The following is a 24,836-nucleotide window of genomic DNA, read 5'->3' on the forward strand; positions in this document are numbered from 1 at the left end:
ATATATAAATGACCTAAAGGCACGATTTTTTTGAACCACACACAACAAAAAAGGCCACTCCCTAAAGAGCAGCCTTTTCTTAACAATTAACTAATTTCTACTAACTTATTTCTTTCATAGCCTGCTTAAGCATTGGCTTCAAGAACTCACCAGTATACGAGCCTTTCACTTCTGCGACTTCCTCAGGCGTACCTTCCGCGATAATCAGTCCGCCGCCTTTACCACCTTCAGGGCCAAGGTCAATTACCCAATCCGCGGTTTTAATGACGTCAAGATTGTGCTCGATGACCACGATGGTATTACCTTTATCGCGTAGAGTATGCAAGATATTGAGCAGCTTATCGATATCATGGAAATGCAAACCAGTGGTTGGCTCATCTAAGATATAGAGTGTCTGTCCGGTATCACGCTTGGCAAGCTCACGCGCCAATTTAACACGCTGCGCTTCACCACCTGATAGCGTCGGTGCAGACTGACCCAGACGGATATAACTCAGACCAACATCCATCAAGGCTTGTAGTCGGCGATAAATCGCTGGAATGGCTGAGAAGAACTCAGTCGCATCTTCAACGGTCATATCGAGCACGTCGGCGATATTTTTACCTTTATAGTGAATCTCTAAGGTCTCGCGGTTATAGCGCTTGCCTTCACAGGTATCACACGGCACATACATATCAGGTAAGAAATGCATCTCAACTTTGATAAGACCGTCGCCTTGGCACATCTCACAGCGTCCGCCTTTGACGTTAAAGCTAAAGCGACCGGCTTTATAACCACGGGCACGCGCTTCTTGCGTTTGTGCAAACATCTCACGTACGGGCGTAAATACACCAGTATACGTTGCTGGGTTTGAGCGCGGCGTACGACCAATCGGGCTTTGATCGATATCTACCATTTTGTCCAAATGCTCAAGACCAGTGATGCTGTCATGCTTATCGGCGATGAGCGTTGAGGCATTATTTAATTGCGTTGCGGCTAATGGCATCAAAGTACGGTTGATGAGGGTAGATTTACCAGAACCCGAAACACCCGTGATACAAGTCATGATACCGATTGGCAAGGTCAAATCTACATCGTGCAAGTTATTACCGGATGCGCCTTTGAGCTCAATAGTCATCGGTACTTGTTTCGGTTTGGCTTTACCTTTGACTTCCATATCAATCGTTTTGGCTTTATGACGAATGCTTGGAATCTCGATTTTTTTCTTACCAGACATATATTGTCCAGTCAGCGATTCTTTATTGGCCATGATGTCATCGACCGTACCCTGGGCGATGATATGACCGCCATGTACGCCGGCGCCAACACCGATATCGATAACGTGATCCGCTTGGCGAATGGCATCTTCATCATGTTCAACGACCAGCACAGTATTGCCCAAATCACGCAAGCGCGTTAAAGTTTTCAGCAAGCGATCATTATCGCGCTGATGCAGACCAATTGATGGCTCATCGAGGACATACATCACACCCATCAGACCTGCGCCAATTTGGCTGGCAAGACGAATACGCTGCGCTTCACCGCCCGATAGTGTTTCAGCAGAGCGGGCTAGCGATAGATAGTCAAGCCCGACACTGACGAGGAAGTTTAGACGCTCATTAATCTCTTTAAAGATTTTTTCTGCGACTTCGCCTTTATGACCGCCAATTTTTAGCGTTTTATAATAGTCAGCCGCATCACCGATAGACAGCTTAACGATTTGGGCGATGGTTTGATCATCAACGCGCACGTTGCGTGAAATCTCATTGAGACGCGCACCATCACAGACGTTACAAGTGGTATCGGCTAAGTATTTCGCTAGCTCGTCACGGACAAGATTGCTTTGGGTTTTGGCATAACGGCGCTCTAAATAAGGCAGCACGCCTTCAAATGGCACAGTCTTATTGGTCTTGCGACCGCGCTCATCAGTAAAGTTAAAGGTAAGCTTCTCTTTACCTGAGCCCTGCATGATGATATCTTGCTGCGCTTTTGGTAGCTCTTGCCACGGTGCGTCCATATCGATTTTGAAATGATTGCAGACGGTAGATAGTAAACCGAAGTAATACGCATGGCGCTTATCCCAACCATTAATCGCCCCTTGGTTGAGCGATTTTTCATGATGGGTAATCAGCTTTTCGGCAGAGAAATACTGACGTTTACCGAGACCATCACAGCTTGGGCAGGCACCATAAGGATTGTTAAAACTAAACATACGCGGTTCAAGCTCAGAGACTGCACGATCACAGACAGGGCAAGAGTGCTTAGCAGACATCACTTGGTTAGCATCACCGCCTTCTTTTGGATTGCCATCCATAAAGTGCAGCGTGACCAGACCTTGACCTAAGCGTAGGGCAGTTTCCAAGCTTTCAGCGACGCGGTTACCTAAATCATCGCGGACTTTAAAGCGGTCAACGACGACTTCGATGGTATGCTTTTTCTTTTTATCGAGCGTTGGTAGCTCGTCAGTATCGTAGACATCGCCATCGACGCGCACACGTACAAATCCTTGACCAATTAATTGCTCAAGCAACACGGTATGCTCGCCTTTACGCTCACGAATAACCGGCGCAAGTATCATGATCTTGGTATCATCGGGCAGCGCCATGACTTGATCGACCATTTCAGTCACCGACTGCGCGACCATTGGCTCGCCATGCTCAGGGCAAAACGGCGTACCGATACGCGCATAGAGCAGGCGCAGATAGTCATAAATTTCGGTAATCGTACCAACAGTAGAGCGCGGGTTATGGTTGGTTGATTTTTGCTCGATAGCAATCGCCGGTGATAAGCCTTCGATACTATCGACATCGGGCTTTTCCATTTGCGAGAGGAACTGACGCGCATAAGCCGAAAGACTTTCAACATAACGGCGTTGCCCTTCAGCATAAAGCGTATCAAAGGCCAATGAAGATTTACCAGAACCTGATAAACCGGTAATTACCACAAATTTATCGCGTGGAATGTCTAAATCGATATTTTTTAGATTATGAGTGCGTGCGCCGCGAACCTTAATATACTCGTGTGCCATCGGTGATAGGTTTCCTATTTGCTAAAATGGTATTTTTAAAAAATTTAAAAGGGTCAATTAATATGAGTTAAATGATTCATTGAAAGCGTAGATAATTTTAAAAATGCTATTCAAATTAATATGGCTTTATAAAAGTATGTAGTTTTCATTATGTGGTTTTCATAAAGCCATAGTAATGGTTATCTCTTGTACAATACCTTTAATACTTGAAATGGATAAAGGTAATCTAAATAAAGGGTCACTAATATGAGTGGTTTGTTATAGATTTGGCAGAATAACGTCGTTTTATAAAAAGATTTGTCATAAAGTTTTTTCAGACCATTTTTCAGAGCACAACGTTCTCAACGTCTTACTTTATTGTCATGATAGCGGGATTATTCAAGGTGTAATGACCTATTAGATGCACTTGGTAACAAAATTATCGGCTCTAATTATAGGCTCTATAAAAAGCGTGAGTAGGTGCTACTACTGTGGCTGCGGCAGCTAGATAAAAGTTTCGGCATCCAGACGGCGAATGTCTTATACTAGGGGGCTTAATTTGTAGGCTAAAGCCTTGAAGCGTCGTAATAATACAAGCAGAGCTGCAGTGATTAAACAGCAATGATGAACCAGTGAGGCAAGTATGAATAGCGTAGAAAAACGGGCAATCCTCGGGGTCGGTGGTATATTTGCCTTGCGGATGATTGGCTTGTTTATGATTGTGCCAGTATTTTCTGTGTATGGTGATAATTATGCGCATGCGACACCGTTTCTGATTGGCTTGGCGGTCGGTATTTATGGGCTAGGGCAGGCTGTTTTTCAGATACCGATGAGCCTTGCCGCTGATAAGTTTCCGCGTAAGCCGATTATCTTTTTGGGTCTGATATTATTTGCACTTGGCGGTATCATCGCCGCCAATGCCACAGATATTTACGAGGTTATTATCGGTCGAGCGCTGGCAGGTAGTGGCGCAGTTTCGGCGGTATTGATGGCGCTGTTAGCAGACGTTACGCGCGAAGAGATGCGCACCAAAGCAATGGCAACCATGGGTTTGACCATTGCTACTTCCATTATGCTGGCGTTTGCTTTTGGTCCTTTATTGGTCGGCTCGCTTGGTATATCAGGGTTATTTTGGTTGACCGCAGGTTTCGCTGTTTTGGCGATGTTATTGTTATTGTTCGTGCCGACACCACTACGGGTACTCAAGCACAACCTTGATAATAAATCGATTGGTCAGCAGTTAGCGACAGTGCTAAAGATTGGCGATTTAAACCGTTTGCATATTGGTATTTTTGCCCTACATTTAACGATGACCGCCATCTTTGTTATCTTGCCGCATCAGCTCAATGACGTACTAGGATTGTCGGTACGTCAGCAGGGTTTGGTTTATTTGCCGTTATTATTTATTGGCTTTGCCGTGGCGATACCTTTTATTATCATCGCTGAAAAGAAACGTAAGATGCGCCAAGTATTTTTGGGCGCGATTGCGCTTATGACCGCTGCCCTAGCGTTATTGGCCATTGGTGGTCAGGTCGGCGTGGGTATTATATTAGGCTTATTGCTGTATTTTATGGGCTTTAACTTACTCGAAGCGACGATTCCATCATGGATATCGAAACGTGCGCCCGTCGCCAATAAAGCGACGGCAATGGGACTGAATTCATCAAGTCAGTTTTTCGGTGCTTTTGTCGGCGGGGCAATGGGCGGTTTATTACTGACCCAGCCCAATCTATTGGCGTGGGGCATATTGGCCGCCATTATGGCCGCGGCGTTACTGCTGATTATCCCGATTGCACAGCCGCCTTATTTATCAAGTACCACCGTTACCATTCCTAAAGATATTAATATTCAAGATTGGTCACGGCAAATGCTGGCGGTAGAAGGCGTTGATGAGTTGGTCGTGATGGCAAAAGAGCAGGTCGCTTATTTAAAATTAGACAAAACCCAGCTGACCGATTCTTCGCGACAAGAGCTGTCGCATCTGGCGCAAAGCCCCCTAGATATTTAAACAAAAATTGGTTAAAGTAAATTCATATTACTGATATTATTAATCAGTTTCATTTAATAGTTATTAAAATATTCATAAAACAATTTGTCAATAAAAGGACAACATTATGCGCGGAGTTAATAAAGTTATCATCATCGGTAACCTTGGAGCAGACCCCGAGGCACGTCAATTCAGTAACGGCGGTAGCGTGACCAATATCTCGGTTGCGACCTCAGAGCAGTGGACTGACAAGCAAAGCGGTGAGAAAAGAGAAGCAACGGAATGGCACCGCATTTCATTGTTTAATCGTTTAGGTGAAATCGCGGCACAGTATCTTCGTAAAGGCAGCAAGGTCTATATCGAAGGCAGCTTGCGTACGCGTAAATATCAAGATCCCAATGGCCAAGACCGTTATATCACTGAGATTCGTGCTGAGCAAATGCAAATGCTTGACGGCGCGACCGGTGGTAGTGGTGACGCTGGTGGTTTTGGTGGTCAAAGCTCAGGCCAAAGTCAGGGTGGTTACGGTAATCAGGGCGGCGGCTATAGCAATCAAGGCGGTCAAAGCTCAAATCAGAATCAGGGTCAAGCTAACCAAAATAATTATGGTCAACCAGCCAATAACCAGCAAAGTGGCTATAACCAAGGCGGCGCTCCAGCTTCTCAAGGTATGTCACAAGGCAATAACCAAAACAGCAATCAAAACAGCTTTAACAATCAAAATGCGCCAGCGCAGAATCAATTTAATAAGCCCGCTCAAGCACCAGCACAGTCGAAGCCGACAGCGATGCCTGATGGCCCTGTAGATGATGATATTCCTTTTTAATTTATACATGAATAAAGAATGTTGATTAAAAAATGAAGAGCCTGTGTATACAGGCTCTTTTTTTATGCTATTGGCTTTTGTGAATGTTGATGATTAAAAATATAAACAACATTATAAATACTACTATAAAACCAACTAACGTTTAAAACCGTTTTTGCTTTAATGGTATTTATGCGTAGCCCTTTATCATTGAATACCAATCAATACTTGTGATGGATTATATTTTTGTTTATATTACTGCTACTTACGATTTTTATTATTCATAAGTCATTAGCAATCATGCTATTTGATTTATAACCTTGATATAAAAGTGGAGATTATGATGAGCAAAAATAACGTGATTGATTTAAATAACCTCAACGTTGATGAGCTACGTGCCATTACCGAAAATGCCCAGCAACTTATTGCCCAAAAACAACACCAGCGTTTATATGATGCTTATATGCAGTTTGAAAAAATTGCTGAAGAAAGTGAAGCGAGCATTGAAGAGATTTTACAAGCGGGCGAGAAACTTGAGAAAAAACGCAGCATTAAGTATCGCAATACCACTAATAATGAAGAAACCTGGACCGGTCGTGGTCGCAAACCAACTTGGTTGGTAGACGCCCTAGCCGCAGGTCGTAAATTGGAAGATTTTGCTATTTAATCAGTTAAACGCCTTTATGATTCTCTGATTTTATTTTGCTTTCATGCGTCATTGATAATGATTGCTTAATAAGCAAGTGGATAGATAAAAGCCAGTATCTTTAGCGCCAGTATTTTGGTGCAAAGATACTGGCTTTTTTTCTGTCATCTGTATGCCATTGTTTGCTATGATAATGACGTTTTTGTCTTATATAAGAGTTAGGTAACTGTGCCTCAAGTATCCACATCGTCTTACAAGCGTCCCCGCAAGCTCTGGTGGCTATTTGGCTTTATCCTATTTGCGCTATTTGCCGTCTTGCAAATGCCAGCGGCATGGCTACTTGAAAAATACGCCCCAGACACGCCGTATGTGCAACATGTGTCGGGCAACTTATGGCAAGGCTCAGCGATTTGGCAGCTGCCCGTGTCAGCAACACCGCTTACAGGCGCCGCTGAATGGTCGTGGCAGCCGTGGCATTTATTATTAGGCAAACTAGGGGCTGAAGTTGATATCAGCTCAGAGCAAACCCGTTTAAATGGTCAGGTTAAAGTAGGTACCAGCTCATGGCAAATTCAAAACATGAGCGGTAAAATCGCCCCTGAAACTTTGGCGAGTGTGGTCGATTGGCAGTTACCTAATGCGCCGATTCAGGTCAATAACGTTTCTTTAAAACGTCAGTCTGCCGCAAATACCGCAGCAAGTAATTCAGCTAATGGTTCAAATAATAGTGGCTCAGCTACCAAGGCGGCCGGCTTTAGTGAGGCGAGTGGTCAGCTGACTTGGGTTGGCGGTGAAGTAGGCTACCCTAGCGGCGGTAAGGTTTTTTATATCACCATGCCAGCGCTGCGTGCTGAGCTCAGTGCCGAGCAAAAGAACAATAAAAATCTGCTGCATATCAATCTTGTAAACAATCAAGCTAAGCGCTTGGGCGATCTGTATATCGATGGCGATAATATGTTGGATGTCAGCTTAACCCAGCGTCTACTAGAAAATATGCCAGAATATAAAGGACAAGCACCGCAAGATACGCCTGTGGTTAGTGTGCGGCAGCCGCTGCTCAATGGCTTGGGGGCGCGCTAGATGATGAATGCTACCGATATCTCTAGCCGAATAAAACCTATTATCAATACGCTCAATCGCTTTTCAGCGTGGTTGTTATTATTGGCCATTATTTGGTTGTGTTGGACAGCAGCGCGGTTACTGTGGCTGCTACTAGCTGCTCCCTTAGCGCCCGCGTTACCGCTTGCGCCTTTACAGAATACAGCGAACTCAAATGCCGACTATAGTGGTTTGTTTGCCATCTTTGCTGACCCTGATCCTATTGCTGCCGCAGTACAACCGCCGCCTAATATTGGGCTAAAGGGCGTACTTATTGCGATACCGGAGAGTCTGTCTTCGGCCCTATTGGATGTCAATGGTGAAGTGAAAAATTACCGTATCGGTGACACTTTAAAAGACAGTGACTATACGCTGGTTGCCGTCGATTGGAATGAAGTCATTATCGCTGATGCTTATGATAAAGAAACTGTCATCAGAATGGCAGAAGCTATGCCACTTGATCAAAGTGCTATGCTGGCGGGTGCGGTGAGCAATCAGCGTTTGCCAGATAACACTATGTTGCCTAATTCGCCTAACCTATCATCACCAGACCAAGTTAATCCTGATACGGCGCCAGCTGGGGAAGCAAGCAGCGAGGGCGAGCCAAAGTCAGCAATTGATGAAGCCGTTACCGAATTACAATCCAATCCCGCCAGTTATTTAAGTCGAATGGGCGTCATGGCGTCAGGTGGGAGCTATCAGGTCACAGCCGCTATGCCGGCTAAATTGCGTAATCGGTTAGGGCTGGAACCTGGTGATAAGGTACTGACCGTTAATGGTCAAAGCGTTGGCAGTAATCCTGGGCAAGATGCCAACGTCTTACAGCAAGTAAAGCAAGCCGGTGAAGCACAAATAGAAGTACAGCGTGGCGATCAAGTGATTACCATTCGCCAGCAGTTCTAGCTTAGAATTTAGTGCTGATTTTTTAGATACAGACTTGCTTGCTCATGTGGTTGGCAAGTCGCTAAAGAACATTAATTAGCTATCCAATTCAGTTTCAGTTCATATTACATTCAGTTCATATTACATTCAGCACAGATTGTATTTAACACAAGAAATTTAGCACACGAAACTTAGAACACGAAACTTAGCACTTATGAAACTTAGTATATCCGTGACATCACTGTAGGTAATTATCAATATGGTCAGTTCTCAAAATTTCTCGGTCACGCCTTTACACCATATTTTGCAGCGTTTGATGCGTCTGTGTCGTCCGCTGTGCCTAGCTATTCCGCTATGGGCAGCGAGTACGGGGCTAGTGAGTGCAGAAAGCTGGAAGGTCAATCTACAAGATGCCGATATCAAAGCTTTTATTAATGAAGTGGCGACCATTACCGATCAAAACTTTGTCCTTGATCCGCGTATCAATGGTAATGTCACGGTTATTTCTAACAAAGCATTGTCGCGTGACGAGATTTATCAGCTGTTCTTAAGTGTCATGCAGGTCAATGGTATTGCCGCTATCGACTCGGGTACGACGATTAAGCTGGTGCCTGATAACGTCGCCAAACAATCTGGCGTTGCGGTAGATTTACAGGGTAATAGCGTCGGTGAAGCGCTAGCGACGCGGGTGATTTATTTGACTAATACCCAAGCAGCAGAAGTGCTCGGCGTGATTCGACCGCTGATGCCGCAGTCAGCTCACGCAGCAGCAGTGCCGGGCGTTAATGCTTTGGTGTTATCTGATCGCGCTGATAGTCTTAATCAGTTGACGGCGCTTATCCGTGATTTAGACAGCAACGTTAATGACAGTTTGCAAGTGATACCGCTACGTCATGTCGATGCCGAACGTATGATGGAGCTGATTAGCGCCTTGGTCGCAAGCGCGGGTAGCGGGCAGGCTCAAGTTGGTAATAATCAGCTAAAAGTCATTGCTGATACGTCTAGCGATAGATTATTGGTCAAAGGCAGTCCTGAGATGATTGCCAAAGTACAAGAAATGGTCAATCAGCTTGATACTACGCCCACGAGACGTTTGAGTGGGCTACGGGTCTTTCGCTTAAAGTATGCTAGCGCCGGTCATATTGCAGAGATGCTGCGCGGCTTACTTGCCAGTCAATCTATTAATAGCTCTGGTGCGACGTCAACCTTAGAATCTGCTTCTTTAAACGGTGCCAGTGGTACTGGCTCAACACTCAATAGCGGCGCTAATGCAAGTGTGGGTAATGGTGCTAGCAACAATACTAGTGGCAATAGCGGTGCGGCCGCTTTATCGACTAGCAGCTCGGGTGGCACAAGTACTGGTATTGGTGGTCGACCTTTTAGTATTATCGCTGATGAAACCCAAAATGCTGTCATCGTTAATGCCGCGCCAGAGCTGATGTTTGAGATTGAAGACGCCGTCAATCAGCTTGATAGCCGCCGTGCTCAGGTCTTGATTCAAGCGGCAATTGTCGAAGTGTCAGGCGATGATGCTACCCAACTTGGCGTGCAATGGGCGCTCGGTAATGCCAATAGTGGTTATGGCGTCGTCAACTTTAATAACGTTGGCGCGAGTGCGGTTTCGCTTGCTGCAGCAGCCTTATCGGGTGGAGCAGGTATCAGTGCTGCAGCAGGCTCGATTGCTGGGGCTTTGATTGGAATCGGTGATAGTAAGAAAGACAGCCAAGGCAATACTCAGTTTTATGGGGCAATCTTACAGGCACTTGATTCATCGACCAGTGCCAATTTACTGTCGATGCCCTCGATTCTGACCTTGGATAATGAAAAGGCGAGCATTTTAGTTGGTCAAAACGTGCCTTTTGTCACCGGCTCTTATACCACAGGCAGTGATTCTTCGACCAACCCCTTCCAGACCATTGACCGGCAAGATATCGGTATCAACCTAAACGTCATTCCTCATATTGGTGATAATGGCACCGTACGTTTGGAAGTTTCGCAAGAAGTTTCCTCAGTTGTACCGGGCAGCGCCGGCAATGCCAGCGGTCTTATTACCAATAAAAGCCTAATTAATACCACGATTTTAGCCGACGATCAGCAAACCATCGCCTTAGGTGGTTTGATGCGCGATAACACCACCACGCGCCAACAAAAAGTGCCCGGCTTGGGTAATATGCCCTTGTTTGGTCGACTGTTCCGCTCTGATAACGACAGTAACCAAAAAAGTAACTTAATCATATTTTTACAGCCGACTATCTTACGCGATGGCGGGGCTGTAGCCAGTGTGACCGAGCGTAAATACAATCAGATGCGCGTCCTGCAACTGGTTATCGATAAAAACGGCACGATTAAACAGTTACCGCTTAGTGGTACAGAAGGTTGGAATGGTAATATCAGTGCCGACTATGAATTGATGCCACTTAACCCACTGGTGCCTAAACGTGACCAAACGCCAAAAACGACTTCTCAAGGCTTTACCAAAGTAGATAGCCCAAGCGGCAGCGGTATCACAACTTATCCGTTAAAGCGCTAAACGCTCATAATAGATAAGTTGTCAGATACTGGCCTAAGCCTCAATAGCCCCAATAGCTTCAACTCCTAAGCTCATACTCAATAACAAGCATACTTAAATGTACGGCACGATAGTGACGCCGTACATTAGTTTGCGTATTCATAACACAGATATACATAGCGCCTCTATGATGCGCGTATAATGCAACCTAGGATAATAACCTATTGCTTTCATTAGCAATTTTTCATAGCCTTTCTTTTGATTGTGACATATTTGAATAAATCCAATATGCATAAACAGCGACTTAACCAATGTACAATAGGTCTTGGTGAAAGTACTTTGGTTAAAGTGCCTTGGTGAAAGTACCTTTGTAAAAATACTTCGGTGAAAATGATGCGCAATCTTAACAGTAGTAGTAATAGCAATAATCGTAAAAAGAAGTGGTTGCGTTTAGGGGCAGTTGGCTTAGCGCTATTGCTTCTCCCGCGCCGTAGTAGTCTAAAAGCAGATAGCAAACTAGTGGCTAACGCTGAAAATGAAGTGAATAATAAAGTTGCTAATAAATTCACTAAAGAAGATGAATCAGCGCTAAAATAGAAGCTGTGATTAATAATAATGGCTTTATTGCCGATAAAAAATGCTATTGAAATAAATTGCTTTAACCATTAAGAAATTTGGAGTTTATTGATGACGGTCATTGGCGCATCATTTAACGCTAATACAGAATTACCTGCTATTCTTCCTTTAATTGATACCCATACTCATTTTGATGCACCGGTATTTGATATTGATAGAGACGAGCAGATACAGCAAGCGTATCAGCAAGGGATACGCCATCTGGTGTTGGTAGGATATTTGCAGCGTCATTTTCAGCGCTTGTATGATACTGAACGCTTAATCAATGAGCGGTATCCATCGTCTATTGCAGGTCAAGCAGATGCGCCGCAACAGCCACATTTAAAGGCGCATATTGCCCTAGGTTTACATCCTTTTTATATTGAGCAGCATACCGAGGCGCATCTAGAAAGTATGGCGCAGATGCTGGATAAAAAGCGTCCTTTGGCCATTGGTGAGATTGGTTTCGATACTTTTACTGATGAGATGAAACAGCCTGAGATGTTCGCAAAACAACAGTATTTTTTTAATGCTCAGCTTGATATGGCTGTGCGCCATAAGTTACCCGTGATGCTGCATATTCGTAAAGCGCACGCTGAAGCATTGGCATTATTAAAAGCGCATGACTATGATGCTCATGAGCTTGGCGGTATCGCCCATAGTTTTAGTGGTGGCGAGCAAGAGGCGAAAGCATTTGTAAAACTGGGCTTTAAGCTTGGGGTAACCGGTCAAGTGACCAATCCAAATGCCAAAAAGCTACGCCGCGCTATTCAAGCAGCTGTCGCTAGTGATGGGATTAAGTGCTTGGTGATTGAGACGGACTGTCCAGATATGACGCCTATCATGTGTCAAGAGTCGGGCAATAGTCAGTCGGCGCTCGGGCAAAGCCCAGATAATGAATGGGGCAATGCGCCCGCTCATAATAGAAATGTTCCTGCCAATTTGCCATGGGTATTATTGAGTTTAAGTGAGCTACTCGATGTGCCGCCAGCGATTCTTGCTGAGCAATTGTGGCACAACAGTTGCAACGCTTTGCAGACTGATTGGCTTTATCCAGCCTGATAATGATAAAAAAACTGTTTAATAATAGACAGTTTAGTAATAAATAATTGAATAATAGATCACCTTTTAAAAGAGCTTTAACTTGTTATGACTGAAGAGGCGCAATTGCAGGAAACGACAACCCAAACAGCTACTTTAGCTAATCTAGATATCATTGCTACTAATGAACATCATCATGAACAGCAACTTGCTTCTGCAAGCGCAGATATGGCTATCGATGCCGCTGAGCAATACGAGCGCCGTTTTAAAGGTACGCACACTCTCTATGGCGCATCGGCAGTCGATATCTTTGCCGCAGCGCATGTTTATGTGATTGGCGTCGGTGGGGTAGGCTCTTGGGCAGCAGAAGCATTGGCGCGTACAGCAGTGGGCACCATTACTTTGATTGATTTAGATGTGTTGGTGGCTTCTAACGTCAATCGCCAGCTGCCGGCGTTAGACAGTACCTTTGGGCAAAGTAAGATTGCAGCGATGGCGACCCGTATCCGTGAGATTAATCCAAAAGTCACGCTACATTTGATAGATGACTTTTTGACCCCTGAGAACGTTGCTGAGTTATTGCCTGATCGCGCGCAAGCGAAAGCGGCGGCGCAAAAAAATCCGATTGTGATTTTAGACTGTGTTGATGATATGAATGCCAAGCTTGCGATTTCATTACATTGTCGCTTTAACAAGTTAAAATTGGTTTGTGCGGGCGGGGCAGGCGGTAAAATAGACCCAAGCCAGATTAAGGTAAGTGATTTACGCGACAGTTATCAAGACCCGCTATTGGCCAAGCTGCGTAATAAGCTGCGCCACGAAAAAGGCATCAATAGTGCGCTGAAAGAAAAATTCGGTATTAAGTGTGTCTATTCAACAGAACCACCGCGCGTCGATAAAAGCTGTCAAACAGGTGGCTTACACTGCGGCGGTTATGGCTCGGCGGTAGTCGTCACCTCGGTAGTGGCGATGCTGATGGTCAGCGAGGCATTACAATTATTGCTCAAGCAGGCAGCGGTTAAGTCAAGCGTCTGATATGAATTAATGGAGTCCATCTTGTCTACATCCAACTTGCCAAAGAACGATTATCCCATCGCAGCAGATGACGCTGAGCGTATCAATCGACTCAAAAAATATCAGGTAATGAATAATAATGAGGAACCTGCTTTTGCACGCTTAACAGAGCTTGCCAAACTGTTCTTTAATATGCCGATAGTCACCATCACTTTTATGGATGAAGACACCCAATACTTAAAATCGGGTCATGGGCTTGGTGGAGTTTGTACGACAACGCGTGAAGTGGCGATTTGCAATTATACTGTACTCTCAGATGAGGTTTTTGTCGTCCCTGATTTAGCAGCTGACAGCCGCTTTAATCAAAACCCTTTAGTCACCGAATCGCCGCATCTGCGTTTTTATGCTGGCGCGCCCATTATCATGAATGAGGACGGTAAAACATACCGTTTGGGCTCTTTATGTTTGATGGATGTACGGCCGCATCATGAGTTTACGGACAAGCACGCCGAGCTATTGGCACAGTTTGCGATGATGGCTGCTGATGCCTTGCAGCTACAAAACCAGCAGCGTCATGCCAAACATGCCAATGAGATGAAGTCTGAGTTTTTGGCCAATATGAGCCATGAAATACGCACGCCGATGAATGGTATTATCGGTATGGTTGAGATGTTAAGCGAGACCGAGCTGAGCGCTGAGCAGCAAGAGTATATTGATAATATCAAAGTCTCAAATGAGCATTTACTGGCGATTATTAACGGTATTTTGGATTTATCAAAAGTTGAATCGGGCAAGATGACTATCGATTCTATTCCGATGAACTTATCGAGTCTTTGTAATGAAGTGGTGAGCTTATTTGCGGTCAAAGCCCGTCAGCGCGGCTTGATTCTAGATTACCATTACACCGAGTCATTGTCGCCGTATGTCAAAGGCGATCCCGTACGACTTAAGCAAATCATGGTTAATCTGGTCAATAATGCCATCAAATTTACCCGCGAAGGCGGTCGAGTGACGATTGACGTTAAGCACATGGAAAACAATCCTTGTGATGATAAACAGGATGGTTATAACTCTGGCTGTTATGAAGACGATTATTTAGGAAGTCAGGTATTAGAAAAGCAGGAAGAACAGGCTTCTCATTATGATACCGATAATAGTGGTGTGGTCAATCATCAAGATATGACGCTTTGTATTGAGGTCACAGATACGGGTGTCGGCATTAAACCTGAATCATTGGAAGCGATATTTGATGCTTATGACCAAGCCAATAAATATACGCATCGTCTGTATGGCGGTACGGGACTTGGTTTGTCTGTTTGTAAGTCGTTGGTCGACTTGATGGGCGGCTATATTGAAGTGGACAGCGCCGTCGGTATCGGTACAACCTTTACTGTATTGCTGCCGTTACCGACTATCGATGAGGCCCGTTACGAGACATGGCAAGACGAAAATGACTTTACGATGGCAGCGCCAAGTCATGAGCTTGTCGGGCACATTTTGCTAGTCGAAGATGACAGCGTTAATGCCATGATTGCCAAAAAAGCGCTTAATAATAGCGGTCATACCGTCACTCATGTTGGGGATGGGCAACAAGCGATTGAGATTTTTGCTTTAAATCCTGAGCTCTATGATGTCATTTTGATGGACCATCATATGCCCATTATGGATGGCGTACAGGCAACCATTAAGCTGCATGAGCTTTATGACCCACAAGCACTGCCACCTATCATCGCCTTGACCGCCAATGCGATGGATGGCGAGCGCAAAAAGTACCTTGATGTGGGGATGCAGGACTATTGCACCAAACCATTTAAACAAGAGCAACTTAATGCTCTAGTGCAGTACTGGCTGATGCATAAACAGTCGATGGAAGAATAGTGTTTAAGGATAGGGCACTTTAAAAAAGAACGGACGTTAAAGCATTCAGCACTAAAAAAGCTTAACCACTTATAAGCGGTTAAGCTTTTTTTATTTAATAAAACATGTCAGGCATAAAAACGCTTAGCTAACGCGCGTTTGGTAATCGCCGGTACGCGTATCAACACGAACCACTTCACCTTGTTGGACAAATAATGGCACGCGTACCACCGCGCCTGTCTCTAGCTTGGCAGGCTTACCGCCGCCGCCTGACGTATCACCGCGGAGACCAGGATCAGTTTCAGTGATTTGCAACTCAACAAAGTTAGGCGGCGTTACAGATAATGGCACACCATTAAATAAGGTAATGGTGCAAAGGGCGTTACTGTTGTCTTTTAGCCATTTTATCGCATCACCAATCGCGGTTTTGTCAGCTTGTAACTGCTCAAAACTTTCAGGGTGCATAAAGTGCCAAAATTCACCATCGTTGTATAGATAGTTCATTTCAGTGTCTAGCACATCAGCCGCTTCCAAGCTCTCGCCTGATTTAAACGTTTGCTCTAATACCTTGCCGCTACGAAGGTTGCGCAGCTTAACGCGGTTAAAAGCTTGGCCTTTACCAGGTTTGACGAACTCGTTTTCAAGAATGGCACAAGGGTTGCCATCGAGCATGACTTTGAGACCAGCTTTAAATTCGTTAGTAGAAAAACTTGCCACGGAAGACTCCTAAGGGTTGTAAGTATTGTCATCACTAATTGGATGTGGGGTTTGGGCCTTGCTGCGCTAAAATCGCTTATGATGCTCAGTGTTTTATGAATAATTCGTACGCTTTGATAGCTTACGCACTAAGAGCGTATAATATCGGCTTTTGGGCACAGGTATAAGGTTGTCATGATAAACCATTTAATCACACAAAAAAACTGGCAAACGCAATTATCCGAAGCGATAACCTCTATTGATGAGCTGCTTGGACTTTTAAAGCTGGAATCACTGCGCTCAGAGGTCTATATACCTGAGCACTTTCAGCTGCGTGTACCGCGCGCTTTTGTGGCAAAAATGACGGTCGGTGACGGTGATGACCCTCTGCTCAAACAAGTATTGCCCAATAAAAAAGAGCAAATCGCTGTCACCGGTTACGTGGCCGACCCCTTAAGTGAAAATACGCACAATCCGGTGAAAGGCTTATTGCATAAATACCAGTCAAGAATATTGTTAACGATTACCGGTGCCTGTGCGATTCATTGTCGTTATTGCTTTCGCCAGCATTTTGACTATAGCGCCAATATGCCAACCGCCGATGCCAAACAACACATTATCGACTATATCAGCGCCCATCCTGAAATCAATGAAGTGATTTTAAGCGGTGGTGACCCATTAAATGTCACCAACAGGCGCTTATTTGCTTGGCTCGATACCTTAGAGGCGATTCCGCAACTGACCACCATCAGGCTGCATACCCGTTTGCCATTGGTGATTCCAGCGCGCTTAGATGATGCTTTGTTGGATAGACTGTCGCAAAGCCGCTGTCAAATCGTCATGGTGATTCATTGTAACCATGCCAATGAGATTGATACGCTGACCGCTGAGTACTTGCAGCGTGCGCGCGCCGCTGGCGTGACCTTATTAAACCAAGCAGTCTTATTAAAGGATATCAATGACAGCGTGGCGGTGCAAACGGCACTCAATCAGCGCTTGTTTGCCGCTGGCGTGCTGCCATATTATCTGCATGTGTTGGATAAAGTGGCAGGCGCGGCTCATTTTGATAGTGATGTGGGCGCCGCTATTGCGCTTTATTGGTCGTTACTCGCCGTATTGCCCGGTTACTTAGTGCCGAAATTGGTCAGAGAGTTGCCAAATAAACCGTTTAAAGTACCGATTGATATTTACAACGATGCTTAAAATGGGCAATATGGTGTATTTTAGTTTTAGTAAACAAAGAACGATTAAAGCAGTTATTAATGAAAGCGCAGCGGCCAGTGCCAAATAAAGAAAAGCCATTAAAAAACAGTACTAAAAAATCGTTAATAGGTCAGGTAATAGTCATGCCTAAGGTTAATGTTGCTGAGGTAAATAAAGCATTAAACCTGCATAGACCTATTGATAACTTGCGTAATTACTAAGGATAGTAATGGTAAATTTATCGACGTTTCAACAGTATCTAAGCATTGATGCGCGCTCATCGCGGACGTTAACGAAATCAATTAATTTAACGAAGTCGTTTAATAAAGATGAGCAGCACTTGCTTAAATGGGCGGCGCTGTTGCCCATGCAAACGGAGGCGCAGCAAACAGAGCAGCTAGAAAAAGTCCTTACAGAGTTGCGCGTGGCAGCTATAGATGATCGGCAACGTCTGACATTACTCAATATTGTGCTGGAGGCAGCTAATAAGCTGATTGCGATGCTACGCCAACACTATCTAAAAGCGAAAGAGGACTCCACCCGACATTAGGGTGGAGGTGAATTTCGCCTAGTGTTTATTATATTTTTATACAAATTAGCTACTGTATGAAATCTAAATAATCTTTAGAATTTATATTCTATCAAACAAAATTAGTTGCGGTAATGAAAATCAACAAAGCGTATAAATTTAGGCTTGAGCCTAATGCAGAGCAACAGATTATTCTAAATAATCTTGTCGGCTCTGCACGTTTTGTTTGGAATCAAATACTAGCGATCTCATTTGAGATGTTTGCTAAAAATGAATTTATTAATGCCACCAACTTGGTTAATAAAATCATGGATCTAAAGAACAATCCTGATTTTGACTTCTTAAGAACCCATGCCAACGCCGTATCTTTACAACAAAAAGTACGTGATCTCGCCTCTGCTTGGTCACGATTTTTCGACCCTAAAGTTCATGCTAGGCTCAAAGAAAATAAAAAGAAGCTCCGAAAACCCAAGTTCTTTAAGCTAAGCGATGGCACAGAGATTCAACTACGACAACTGATGCCAAGATTTAAACGTAAATCCGATGGCTGCGACTCAATCAGGCTTGTTCAGTTTGATAAGTATTGCCGTATTGAAGGCAACCGCATCAAACTACCTAGCGGTATTGGCTTTGTGAAGTTTAGAAAATCGCAAGACATCATCGGCACCATTAAAAACATCACCATCAGCAAGAAATCAGGTCACTGGTACGTGTCGTTTGGCACCGAAACGCAGCTAACTGAAAATCCACGACACCCTGCCACAAGTGCCATCGGCTTGGATATGGGTATCACTAAACTCATTACCACCTCAGACGGTCAAACCATCAAACCCAAAAATAGCTTTAAAGCCAATCAAATTAAACTGGCCGCATTACAGCGCCAATTAAGTAGAAAAGTCTTATTCAGTCAAAACTGGAAAAAGCAGAACCGTAAGATTCAAAAATTACACCATCACATCGCCAATATTCGCCATGATTACTTGCATAAAATCACCACCGCGATCAGCAAAAACCACGCCATGATTGCTTGTGAGGACTTAAAAGTAGCCAATATGTCGAAATCTGCAAGCGGTACGCTAGAAAACAGAGGGCGTAACGTCAAAGCCAAGTCAGGATTGAATAAATCCATTTTGGATCAAGGCTGGGGCATGATGATTGATATGCTTGAGTACAAGCAGCACTGGCAAGGCGGGGTGCTCATTAAAGTAAACCCACGCTACACCAGCCAAACCTGCTCCCAATGTCAGCATATTACCAAAGAGAATAGACAAACTCAGGCTAAATTTGAGTGCGTCAAATGCGGGCATAAAGCAAATGCTGATGTGAATGCAGCTAAAAATATTCTTGCGGCAGGACATGCCGTTTTGTCTGCGGAGGGAGGATGCGGTAAAGGTCGCCCGTTGAAACAGAAAACTTGTGACATTCGTGAGAAAGTCGCCTAAGCGCTAACGCTTTTAGAATCCCCCACTTGAGCTTAGCGAAAGTGGTGGGAGTATGTCAAATTTCCTACGCAGTGCTATGTAGGTTCATCACTCTTTGCCTTGTATAATGGTCGAGGTAGACGCATACATAGCCAATGCCCCTCAATTAAAGATTTCTACAACATGTCTATACTCAAAAAATATCAATTAAGCGGTATGTTTGCCGCTGTTTTATTGCTCAGCGCTTGTGAGAAGACGCCGCCTGACTATCGCGATCCTGTAACGTTGCCACTTTATACCGAGGGCGACGCCGATAATGGTGCGCTTATATATCAAGATGCTTGCGGTCAATGTCATCAGCTAAATCCTGGACTCAATAAAAAAGGTCCGCAGTTGATGAATATTTATGGTGCCAAAGCGGCTGAGCTTGCAGATTATACTTATAGTGAAGGGCTTAAGGCATCAGGTTGGGTATGGGATGCTAAAACGCTAGATACTTATATCGCTGATGCAGAAAAAGCCATGCCAGACTCGAAAATGCTATCAGATCCGATGCCAGATGCTAAGGAGCGTACCGATGTGATTGCTTATCTATCAACGCTTCGTGCACCGGTGCCAACCGCTGATGATATAAAGTAACGCCCGATTTAACCTGATTATTTCACATGGCTATTTAAAATAATCATTACCATAAAAAATGAGCTAAGAATTGATAATGAACCCTGCCGCCAATGACTATCCCCGCAACCAGCAAAAAATTGCTCAGCTAATGACGCAGTTAAATCAAATCGTATTAGATAAACCGCAAGCCATCAAGTTAGCGCTGAGCGGCATACTGGCAGGTGGGCATCTATTGTTGCAAGATTTGCCGGGCATGGGTAAGACGACGTTGGCGCAAGGCTTAGCGCAATTACTCGGTCTGAGCTTTAGCCGCGTGCAGTTTACCAATGACATGCTGCCGGCTGATATTTTGGGTATGAGCATCTATGACCAAAGCAAACAGCAGTTTGAGTTTCGTCCCGGTCCTATCTTTACTCAGTTGTTGCTGGCTGATGAAATCAATCGCTCCAGCCCCAAGATCCAAAGTGCATTACTAGAAGCGATGGAAGAGCGGCAAGTAACCCAAGATGGGCAGACTTATGCGTTGCCGCAGCCGTTTTTTGTCATTGCCACCCAAAACCCATTGCAGCAAGCGGGCGTTTATCCACTGCCTGAATCGCAGCTAGATCGGTTTTTATTGTGCTTGTCGCTAGGATATCCATCACCTGCCGCGGAGCGCGAGCTTCTAAAAGGTCAAGACCGCCGCGAGCTATTAAAAGAGCTGCCCGCGGTGCTTGATACGCAGGCTGTATTATTAGCGCAGCAAGGCGTCAAGCAGGTGTATGTCGCGGATGTGGTTTTAGATTATCTGCAAAGACTGGTCGCCAAAACACGTGCAAGCTCTGAGTATCATGGTCTTTCACCACGTGGCGTACTGTCGCTACAGCGTGCTGCACAGGCTTATGCTTATGTGTCGGGGCATATGGAGGTCACGCCTGAAGATATCCAAGCCGTGTTTGCTGCCGTCACCGATCATCGACTCGGTCAGCGTTTTGTGCCCGCGCATGTGACTGGTGGGCAAGCGACTCAGACCATCGCCCAACGCATTTTGGCAGAAGTGGCTGTTATTGTTTGACCATTTTTTTTGCTCATAATAGATTTACTTCCAAAGCTGCTCGTTTATTAGCGATAAGACTATTAATTTTAAGAATAGGGTAGTCATGAGCCTTTTGCCAAAAGCCTTTACCGTACCAGCTAGTTCCGCATTACGCCGTTGGTTTGCCACGCGGGCCCCAAAAAGCGATAGCGCCACGCTCAATTTGCGTAATGTCTATATCTTTTTTAGCCGCGAAGGGCTGCTATATGCGGTGTTATTAATCATCACCTTTATTGCTGGTATCAACTATGGCAATAACTTGGTGTTGGGTCTGTGTTTTTATCTGGTCAGCGTTTGGCTTATCAGCTTTCATGTGACCTTTGCCCATATCTCAGGTCTTAAAGTACAATTAATAGAAGTGACCATGGCAGAAGCAGGTGCGCCTGTCTGGGTGACCTTACAGCTGATTAGTGAGAGCCGCCAACCAAGACGGCAGCTATTATTTAGCTTTGAGCAGACTGACGGTAAGGTTAATAATAAGACAGATAAAAAAGCCAGTAAAAAAATCAAAAATAGTGCTAGTACTCAAGAGTCGATACTGGTGACACGACTGCAAGGCGAGCAAGTGATTCGTTTGCCTGTACAAACGCACAATCGTGGGCAGCTGACATTACCAAGATTAACCATCAAAACCGTTTATCCGTTAGGTATTATGCGCGCATGGTCTTATGTCTATTTTGCCCGTCGCGCTTGGGTATATCCAAAACCTGAAACATTCGATTGGCAAGCGCAGTATTCCGTTGCCAGTCAGGAGGATTTGCCAACGGGTGGACAGACTAGGCAAGGTCAGGACGATTTTGAGCGGCTAGATAACTATATCGAAGGTGAGTCGCTAGCAAGGGTTTCTTGGGGTCACGTGGCGCGCGGTCAGGGAATGTTTACCAAGCATTTTGCCGACCCTGTCGGTCATGAGCAAACGTTGGATTATGCTGATATGCCAGCGGCGCATCATGAACAAAAACTCGCACAACTGGCTTATGGCGTAGTGACATTAGGTGAGTTGGGTGTGCCATTTAACATGCGTTTAGCCGGCGACGCGCCTTCTGCTGCGACGATGGGTGACGGTAATGGCTTTGCGCAAGCGTGCTTGCTAAGGTTGGCAAAAGCGCCATGACTAATATGAGCAATTCTAAAATATTTTTTTCAAAAAAAGCGATCGATGCCTCTATTGGCTCTAACAAATCAGACTTTATAGAATCTATAAGCTTTGAGCAGTTGGCTTTGGGTCAAAATACCAATGCTCATACCAATGCTCATACCTATGCTCATGCTATGCAGGGCAGCAATGCTAAATGGACTCGCAAGCTACTCGCCTTACCAGCCTATTATTGGGTATTAATTGCTCAAGTTGTTATTATCTTACCGCATGCAGCGCATTTGCCGTTATGGCTAATGGGTTTTGCAGTGGTCAGTATCATTGCTCAGCTGCCGCGTGTGAAAGCGCGATTTAAAAAATTAGCGCATCTAAAACGTGTCTATCAAAGCATGCAAATGCTCGGCTTCTTATTGGGGCTTACAGGTCTGTGGCTGACTTATAATACCGCTTTCGGTCTCGATATGGGCGTAGCGTTTTTGGTGCTATGTCTCATCAGTAAGTTGTGGGAGATGTATAAGCGCCGTGATGCTTATGTGGTATTGAATCTTTCACTGTTTGTCCTTGCCGCGCTATTCTTAATGGATCAAGGTCTTGTGACGACGTTAGAAGTAATCGTCGGGGCAGTCATTGTGTTGTTGGCATTTATTGCGCTAAATGACGACGGCAATGCTCGTGGTGATGGTCGCTTGCGTACTTTAGGTGTATTAGGTCTTGGGGCATTGCCGTTATTGGTCGTGCTATTTTTGTTCTTTCCGCGCTTGCCACCGCTATGGTCAGTGCAGCTCTCAGGTCAGCAAGCGACCACGGGTGTCTCTGATAGCATGTCGCCCGGTGACTTTGCCAATTTAGGACAATCGACCGAGCTTGCGTTTCGGGTAGAGTTTGCAGATAACCGCCCACCACAGCAGCAGCTCTATTGGCGCGGTTTGGTATTTAGCGACTTTGATGGAGTCACTTGGCGTCCTAGCCCTCAACAACGACAATGGCAGCCTGCACCGCAAACACCTGCTTGGATTGAGAATGCCTTTGCAACTATCCCTGATGAAGTAAAAGTTGCACCGACCAACTATGAGATTATCCTAGAGCCAACGCAGCAAAACTGGCTGTTTGGACTTGATTATCCTTTTGCTCAGCGCCAAGACGTCAGTATCACCTCAGACTTTACCTTATTAAAAGACCAGCCGGTGACCCAACAGCTGCGCTACGAGGTATTGCAATTTGCACCGATGCGTATCGATCGGATTCTCTCTGATGAGTCGCGCCGTCTAAATCTTGCCCTACCAGCTGACGGCAATCCGCAAGCACGAGCATTGGCGCAGCAGCTGTTTGTTCAATCAGACTCAGACCCAGTACGCTACATGCAAGCACTTGAGCGCTGGATTAACCAAACGGACTTTCGTTATACACTGTCTCCACCACGACTGAATAATAACCGTATTGATGAGTTTTTATTTGAGACCAAAGCGGGGTTTTGTGAGCATTATTCTTCTAGCTTTACCTTTATGATGCGCGCCGCTGGCATTCCAGCACGCGTCGTCGCAGGCTATCAGGGTGGTGAGCTGAGCCGCGGCGGCAATGTTTGGGAAGTACGGCAAAAGGATGCGCACGCTTGGACGGAGGTTTGGCTTGACGGTCAAGGTTGGGTACGTGTCGATCCGACGGCTTTTGTTGCGCCTGAGCGTGTCGAGCAGGGTATGGATGCACTGACACAGGCACAAGGGGCGACAATGTTCGGTGATGGCGCTAGTGCGCAAATCAGCTATCAGCAGTATCAAATGCTACAAACCTTACGCCGCCTCTCCGACCAAGCGAGCTACTATTGGCAAAAAGATGTCGTTGGTTACGATCAGGACAAGCAAGCCGATTCGTTGCTCAAATGGTTTAACATCCGTTCAATCACGCAGCAAATTATTTGGCTAGCGGCGAGTGCTATTACCGTCATGGTGATTTTGGTCTTTGTCATTTGGCAACGTCGCCGTAAGCGTTGGCATCCAGCAGACCTGCCACTTGCACAGTTATCAAAACGTATTGGTAAAAGTGATAAAGCGCTGGCTCGTCAAGAGAGCGAAGGGCAGCTGGCTTGGCTTGAGCGCTTGGCAATAGCGGTTGATGACCGAGAAATTGATTCAAATACTGATATCGACGCTGATACCAATGCTGACACCAATGCTGACACCAATGCTAAAAGTAGTAATAAGAGCAGTAAAGTTAGTAAGCTAACAGATAGCGGTCATTCAGACATTGTCCAAGCAAAAATCATCCAGATGAGGCAGGACTATCGTCAGCTGCGTTATGGACGTCTAAGCAGCCTTGAAACCAATGATAGCGAATACCAAACCGTACTGAAACAGCTTAAGAAAGATGCACGTGAATTGTTCTAATGGCTGTTTTGTGAAAGCCTTATTTAGCACATGATAAAATAGCTAATGATAATAAAGGAGGCGACTCTATGGCGATATATGTGGATTTTATGCAGATAGAATTTAAAGGCTATAAGTGGTGCCATATGCTGGCAGATACCCTGCAAGAGTTGCATGACTTTGCAGCGCTGATTGAAGTAGATTCGCGTTTATTCCACCGTCATGCCAGTTACCCGCACTATGATGTGACGGTACAAATGCGAGAGATAGCGATTGAATATGGGGCTATTCCTGCTGGTCGAAAAAAGATTATCGAATGTGCCAAGAAGTTAAAAGTAGAGTTAAACGCTCCAATAACACGGTCTAAATCTTACAAATAATGCGTCTATTAAACT

20 protein-coding genes are annotated in these 24,836 nt (G+C 45.0%); 18 read left to right on the forward strand and 2 right to left on the reverse strand.

Going from position 1 to position 24,836, the window contains the following annotated elements; all coding sequences use genetic code 11:
- Positions 1–100: 100 nt before the first annotated feature.
- Entirely contained in the window at positions 101–3,007 is a 2,907-nt protein-coding gene (gene uvrA, locus QJS82_RS01705; protein ID WP_281491018.1) for an excinuclease ABC subunit UvrA, read from the reverse strand.
- Between the two features lie 622 nt (positions 3,008–3,629).
- On the opposite strand from uvrA, the gene QJS82_RS01710 reads away from it, so the two are divergent.
- From QJS82_RS01710 to QJS82_RS01755, 10 genes are all read left to right on the forward strand, one after another.
- On the forward strand, positions 3,630–4,994 hold the full coding sequence (locus QJS82_RS01710) for an MFS transporter (RefSeq protein WP_281491019.1): 1,365 nt from the start codon (positions 3,630–3,632) through the stop codon (positions 4,992–4,994).
- Between the two features lie 106 nt (positions 4,995–5,100).
- Positions 5,101–5,799 carry a single-stranded DNA-binding protein gene (gene ssb, locus QJS82_RS01715; RefSeq protein WP_281491020.1) on the forward strand — a complete coding sequence of 233 codons (699 nt, stop codon included), beginning with the start codon at positions 5,101–5,103 and terminating at the stop codon, positions 5,797–5,799.
- A 319-nt stretch (positions 5,800–6,118) separates the two neighbouring features.
- On the forward strand, positions 6,119–6,445 hold the full coding sequence (locus QJS82_RS01720; protein ID WP_227670477.1) for an H-NS histone family protein: 327 nt from the start codon (positions 6,119–6,121) through the stop codon (positions 6,443–6,445).
- A 207-nt stretch (positions 6,446–6,652) separates the two neighbouring features.
- On the forward strand, positions 6,653–7,504 hold the full coding sequence (gene gspN / locus QJS82_RS01725) for a type II secretion system protein N (protein WP_281491021.1): 852 nt from the start codon (positions 6,653–6,655) through the stop codon (positions 7,502–7,504).
- Entirely contained in the window at positions 7,505–8,425 is a 921-nt protein-coding gene (locus tag QJS82_RS01730; RefSeq protein ID WP_281491022.1) for a type II secretion system protein N, read from the forward strand.
- Positions 8,426–8,663: 238 nt separating this feature from the next.
- The gene (gspD, locus tag QJS82_RS01735) at positions 8,664–10,934 is read left to right on the forward strand and encodes a type II secretion system secretin GspD (protein WP_281491023.1); all 2,271 of its coding nucleotides are present in this window, start codon (positions 8,664–8,666) and stop codon (positions 10,932–10,934) included.
- Positions 10,935–11,303: 369 nt separating this feature from the next.
- Positions 11,304–11,510: a hypothetical protein gene (locus QJS82_RS01740; RefSeq protein ID WP_281491024.1), complete on the forward strand. Its 207-nt coding sequence runs from the start codon at positions 11,304–11,306 to the stop codon at positions 11,508–11,510.
- Between the two features lie 90 nt (positions 11,511–11,600).
- Positions 11,601–12,590, forward strand: a complete 990-nt coding sequence (locus QJS82_RS01745) for a TatD family hydrolase (RefSeq protein WP_281491025.1) — start codon at positions 11,601–11,603, stop codon at positions 12,588–12,590.
- Positions 12,591–12,797: 207 nt separating this feature from the next.
- On the forward strand, positions 12,798–13,604 hold the full coding sequence (locus QJS82_RS01750; protein WP_281491652.1) for a tRNA threonylcarbamoyladenosine dehydratase: 807 nt from the start codon (positions 12,798–12,800) through the stop codon (positions 13,602–13,604).
- A gap of 21 nt (positions 13,605–13,625) precedes the next feature.
- A complete protein-coding gene (locus tag QJS82_RS01755; RefSeq protein ID WP_281491026.1) occupies positions 13,626–15,461 on the forward strand; it encodes an ATP-binding protein in 1,836 nt (611 codons plus the stop codon).
- 123 nt (positions 15,462–15,584) lie between these two features.
- Here the strand turns inward: QJS82_RS01755 and efp are convergent, their stop codons facing one another.
- Entirely contained in the window at positions 15,585–16,157 is a 573-nt protein-coding gene (gene efp / locus QJS82_RS01760) for an elongation factor P (RefSeq protein ID WP_201563216.1), read from the reverse strand.
- Positions 16,158–16,331: 174 nt separating this feature from the next.
- Between efp and epmB the strand changes: the two genes are divergently transcribed.
- From epmB to QJS82_RS01800, 8 genes are all read left to right on the forward strand, one after another.
- Positions 16,332–17,339: an EF-P beta-lysylation protein EpmB gene (gene epmB / locus QJS82_RS01765; protein WP_281491027.1), complete on the forward strand. Its 1,008-nt coding sequence runs from the start codon at positions 16,332–16,334 to the stop codon at positions 17,337–17,339.
- Between the two features lie 229 nt (positions 17,340–17,568).
- A complete protein-coding gene (locus tag QJS82_RS01770; protein ID WP_281491028.1) occupies positions 17,569–17,889 on the forward strand; it encodes a cyclic-di-GMP receptor FimW-related protein in 321 nt (106 codons plus the stop codon).
- Between the two features lie 113 nt (positions 17,890–18,002).
- Positions 18,003–19,310 (forward strand): RNA-guided endonuclease InsQ/TnpB family protein, encoded by a 1,308-nt coding sequence (locus QJS82_RS01775; protein ID WP_281491029.1) that lies wholly within the window; start codon positions 18,003–18,005, stop codon positions 19,308–19,310.
- Between the two features lie 162 nt (positions 19,311–19,472).
- A complete protein-coding gene (locus QJS82_RS01780; RefSeq protein ID WP_281491030.1) occupies positions 19,473–19,928 on the forward strand; it encodes a c-type cytochrome in 456 nt (151 codons plus the stop codon).
- Between the two features lie 76 nt (positions 19,929–20,004).
- Positions 20,005–20,964, forward strand: a complete 960-nt coding sequence (locus QJS82_RS01785) for an AAA family ATPase (protein WP_281491031.1) — start codon at positions 20,005–20,007, stop codon at positions 20,962–20,964.
- Positions 20,965–21,049: 85 nt separating this feature from the next.
- Positions 21,050–22,099 carry a hypothetical protein gene (locus QJS82_RS01790; RefSeq protein WP_281491032.1) on the forward strand — a complete coding sequence of 350 codons (1,050 nt, stop codon included), beginning with the start codon at positions 21,050–21,052 and terminating at the stop codon, positions 22,097–22,099.
- Between the two features lie 5 nt (positions 22,100–22,104).
- Positions 22,105–24,462, forward strand: a complete 2,358-nt coding sequence (locus QJS82_RS01795) for a transglutaminase TgpA family protein (RefSeq protein ID WP_281491033.1) — start codon at positions 22,105–22,107, stop codon at positions 24,460–24,462.
- Positions 24,463–24,530: 68 nt separating this feature from the next.
- Positions 24,531–24,821, forward strand: a complete 291-nt coding sequence (locus QJS82_RS01800) for a DUF4031 domain-containing protein (protein WP_281491034.1) — start codon at positions 24,531–24,533, stop codon at positions 24,819–24,821.
- Positions 24,822–24,836 lie beyond the last annotated feature (15 nt).

The sequence above is a fragment of the Psychrobacter maritimus genome, assembly GCF_029953575.1.
Taxonomy (GTDB): Bacteria; Pseudomonadota; Gammaproteobacteria; order Pseudomonadales; family Moraxellaceae; genus Psychrobacter; species Psychrobacter maritimus.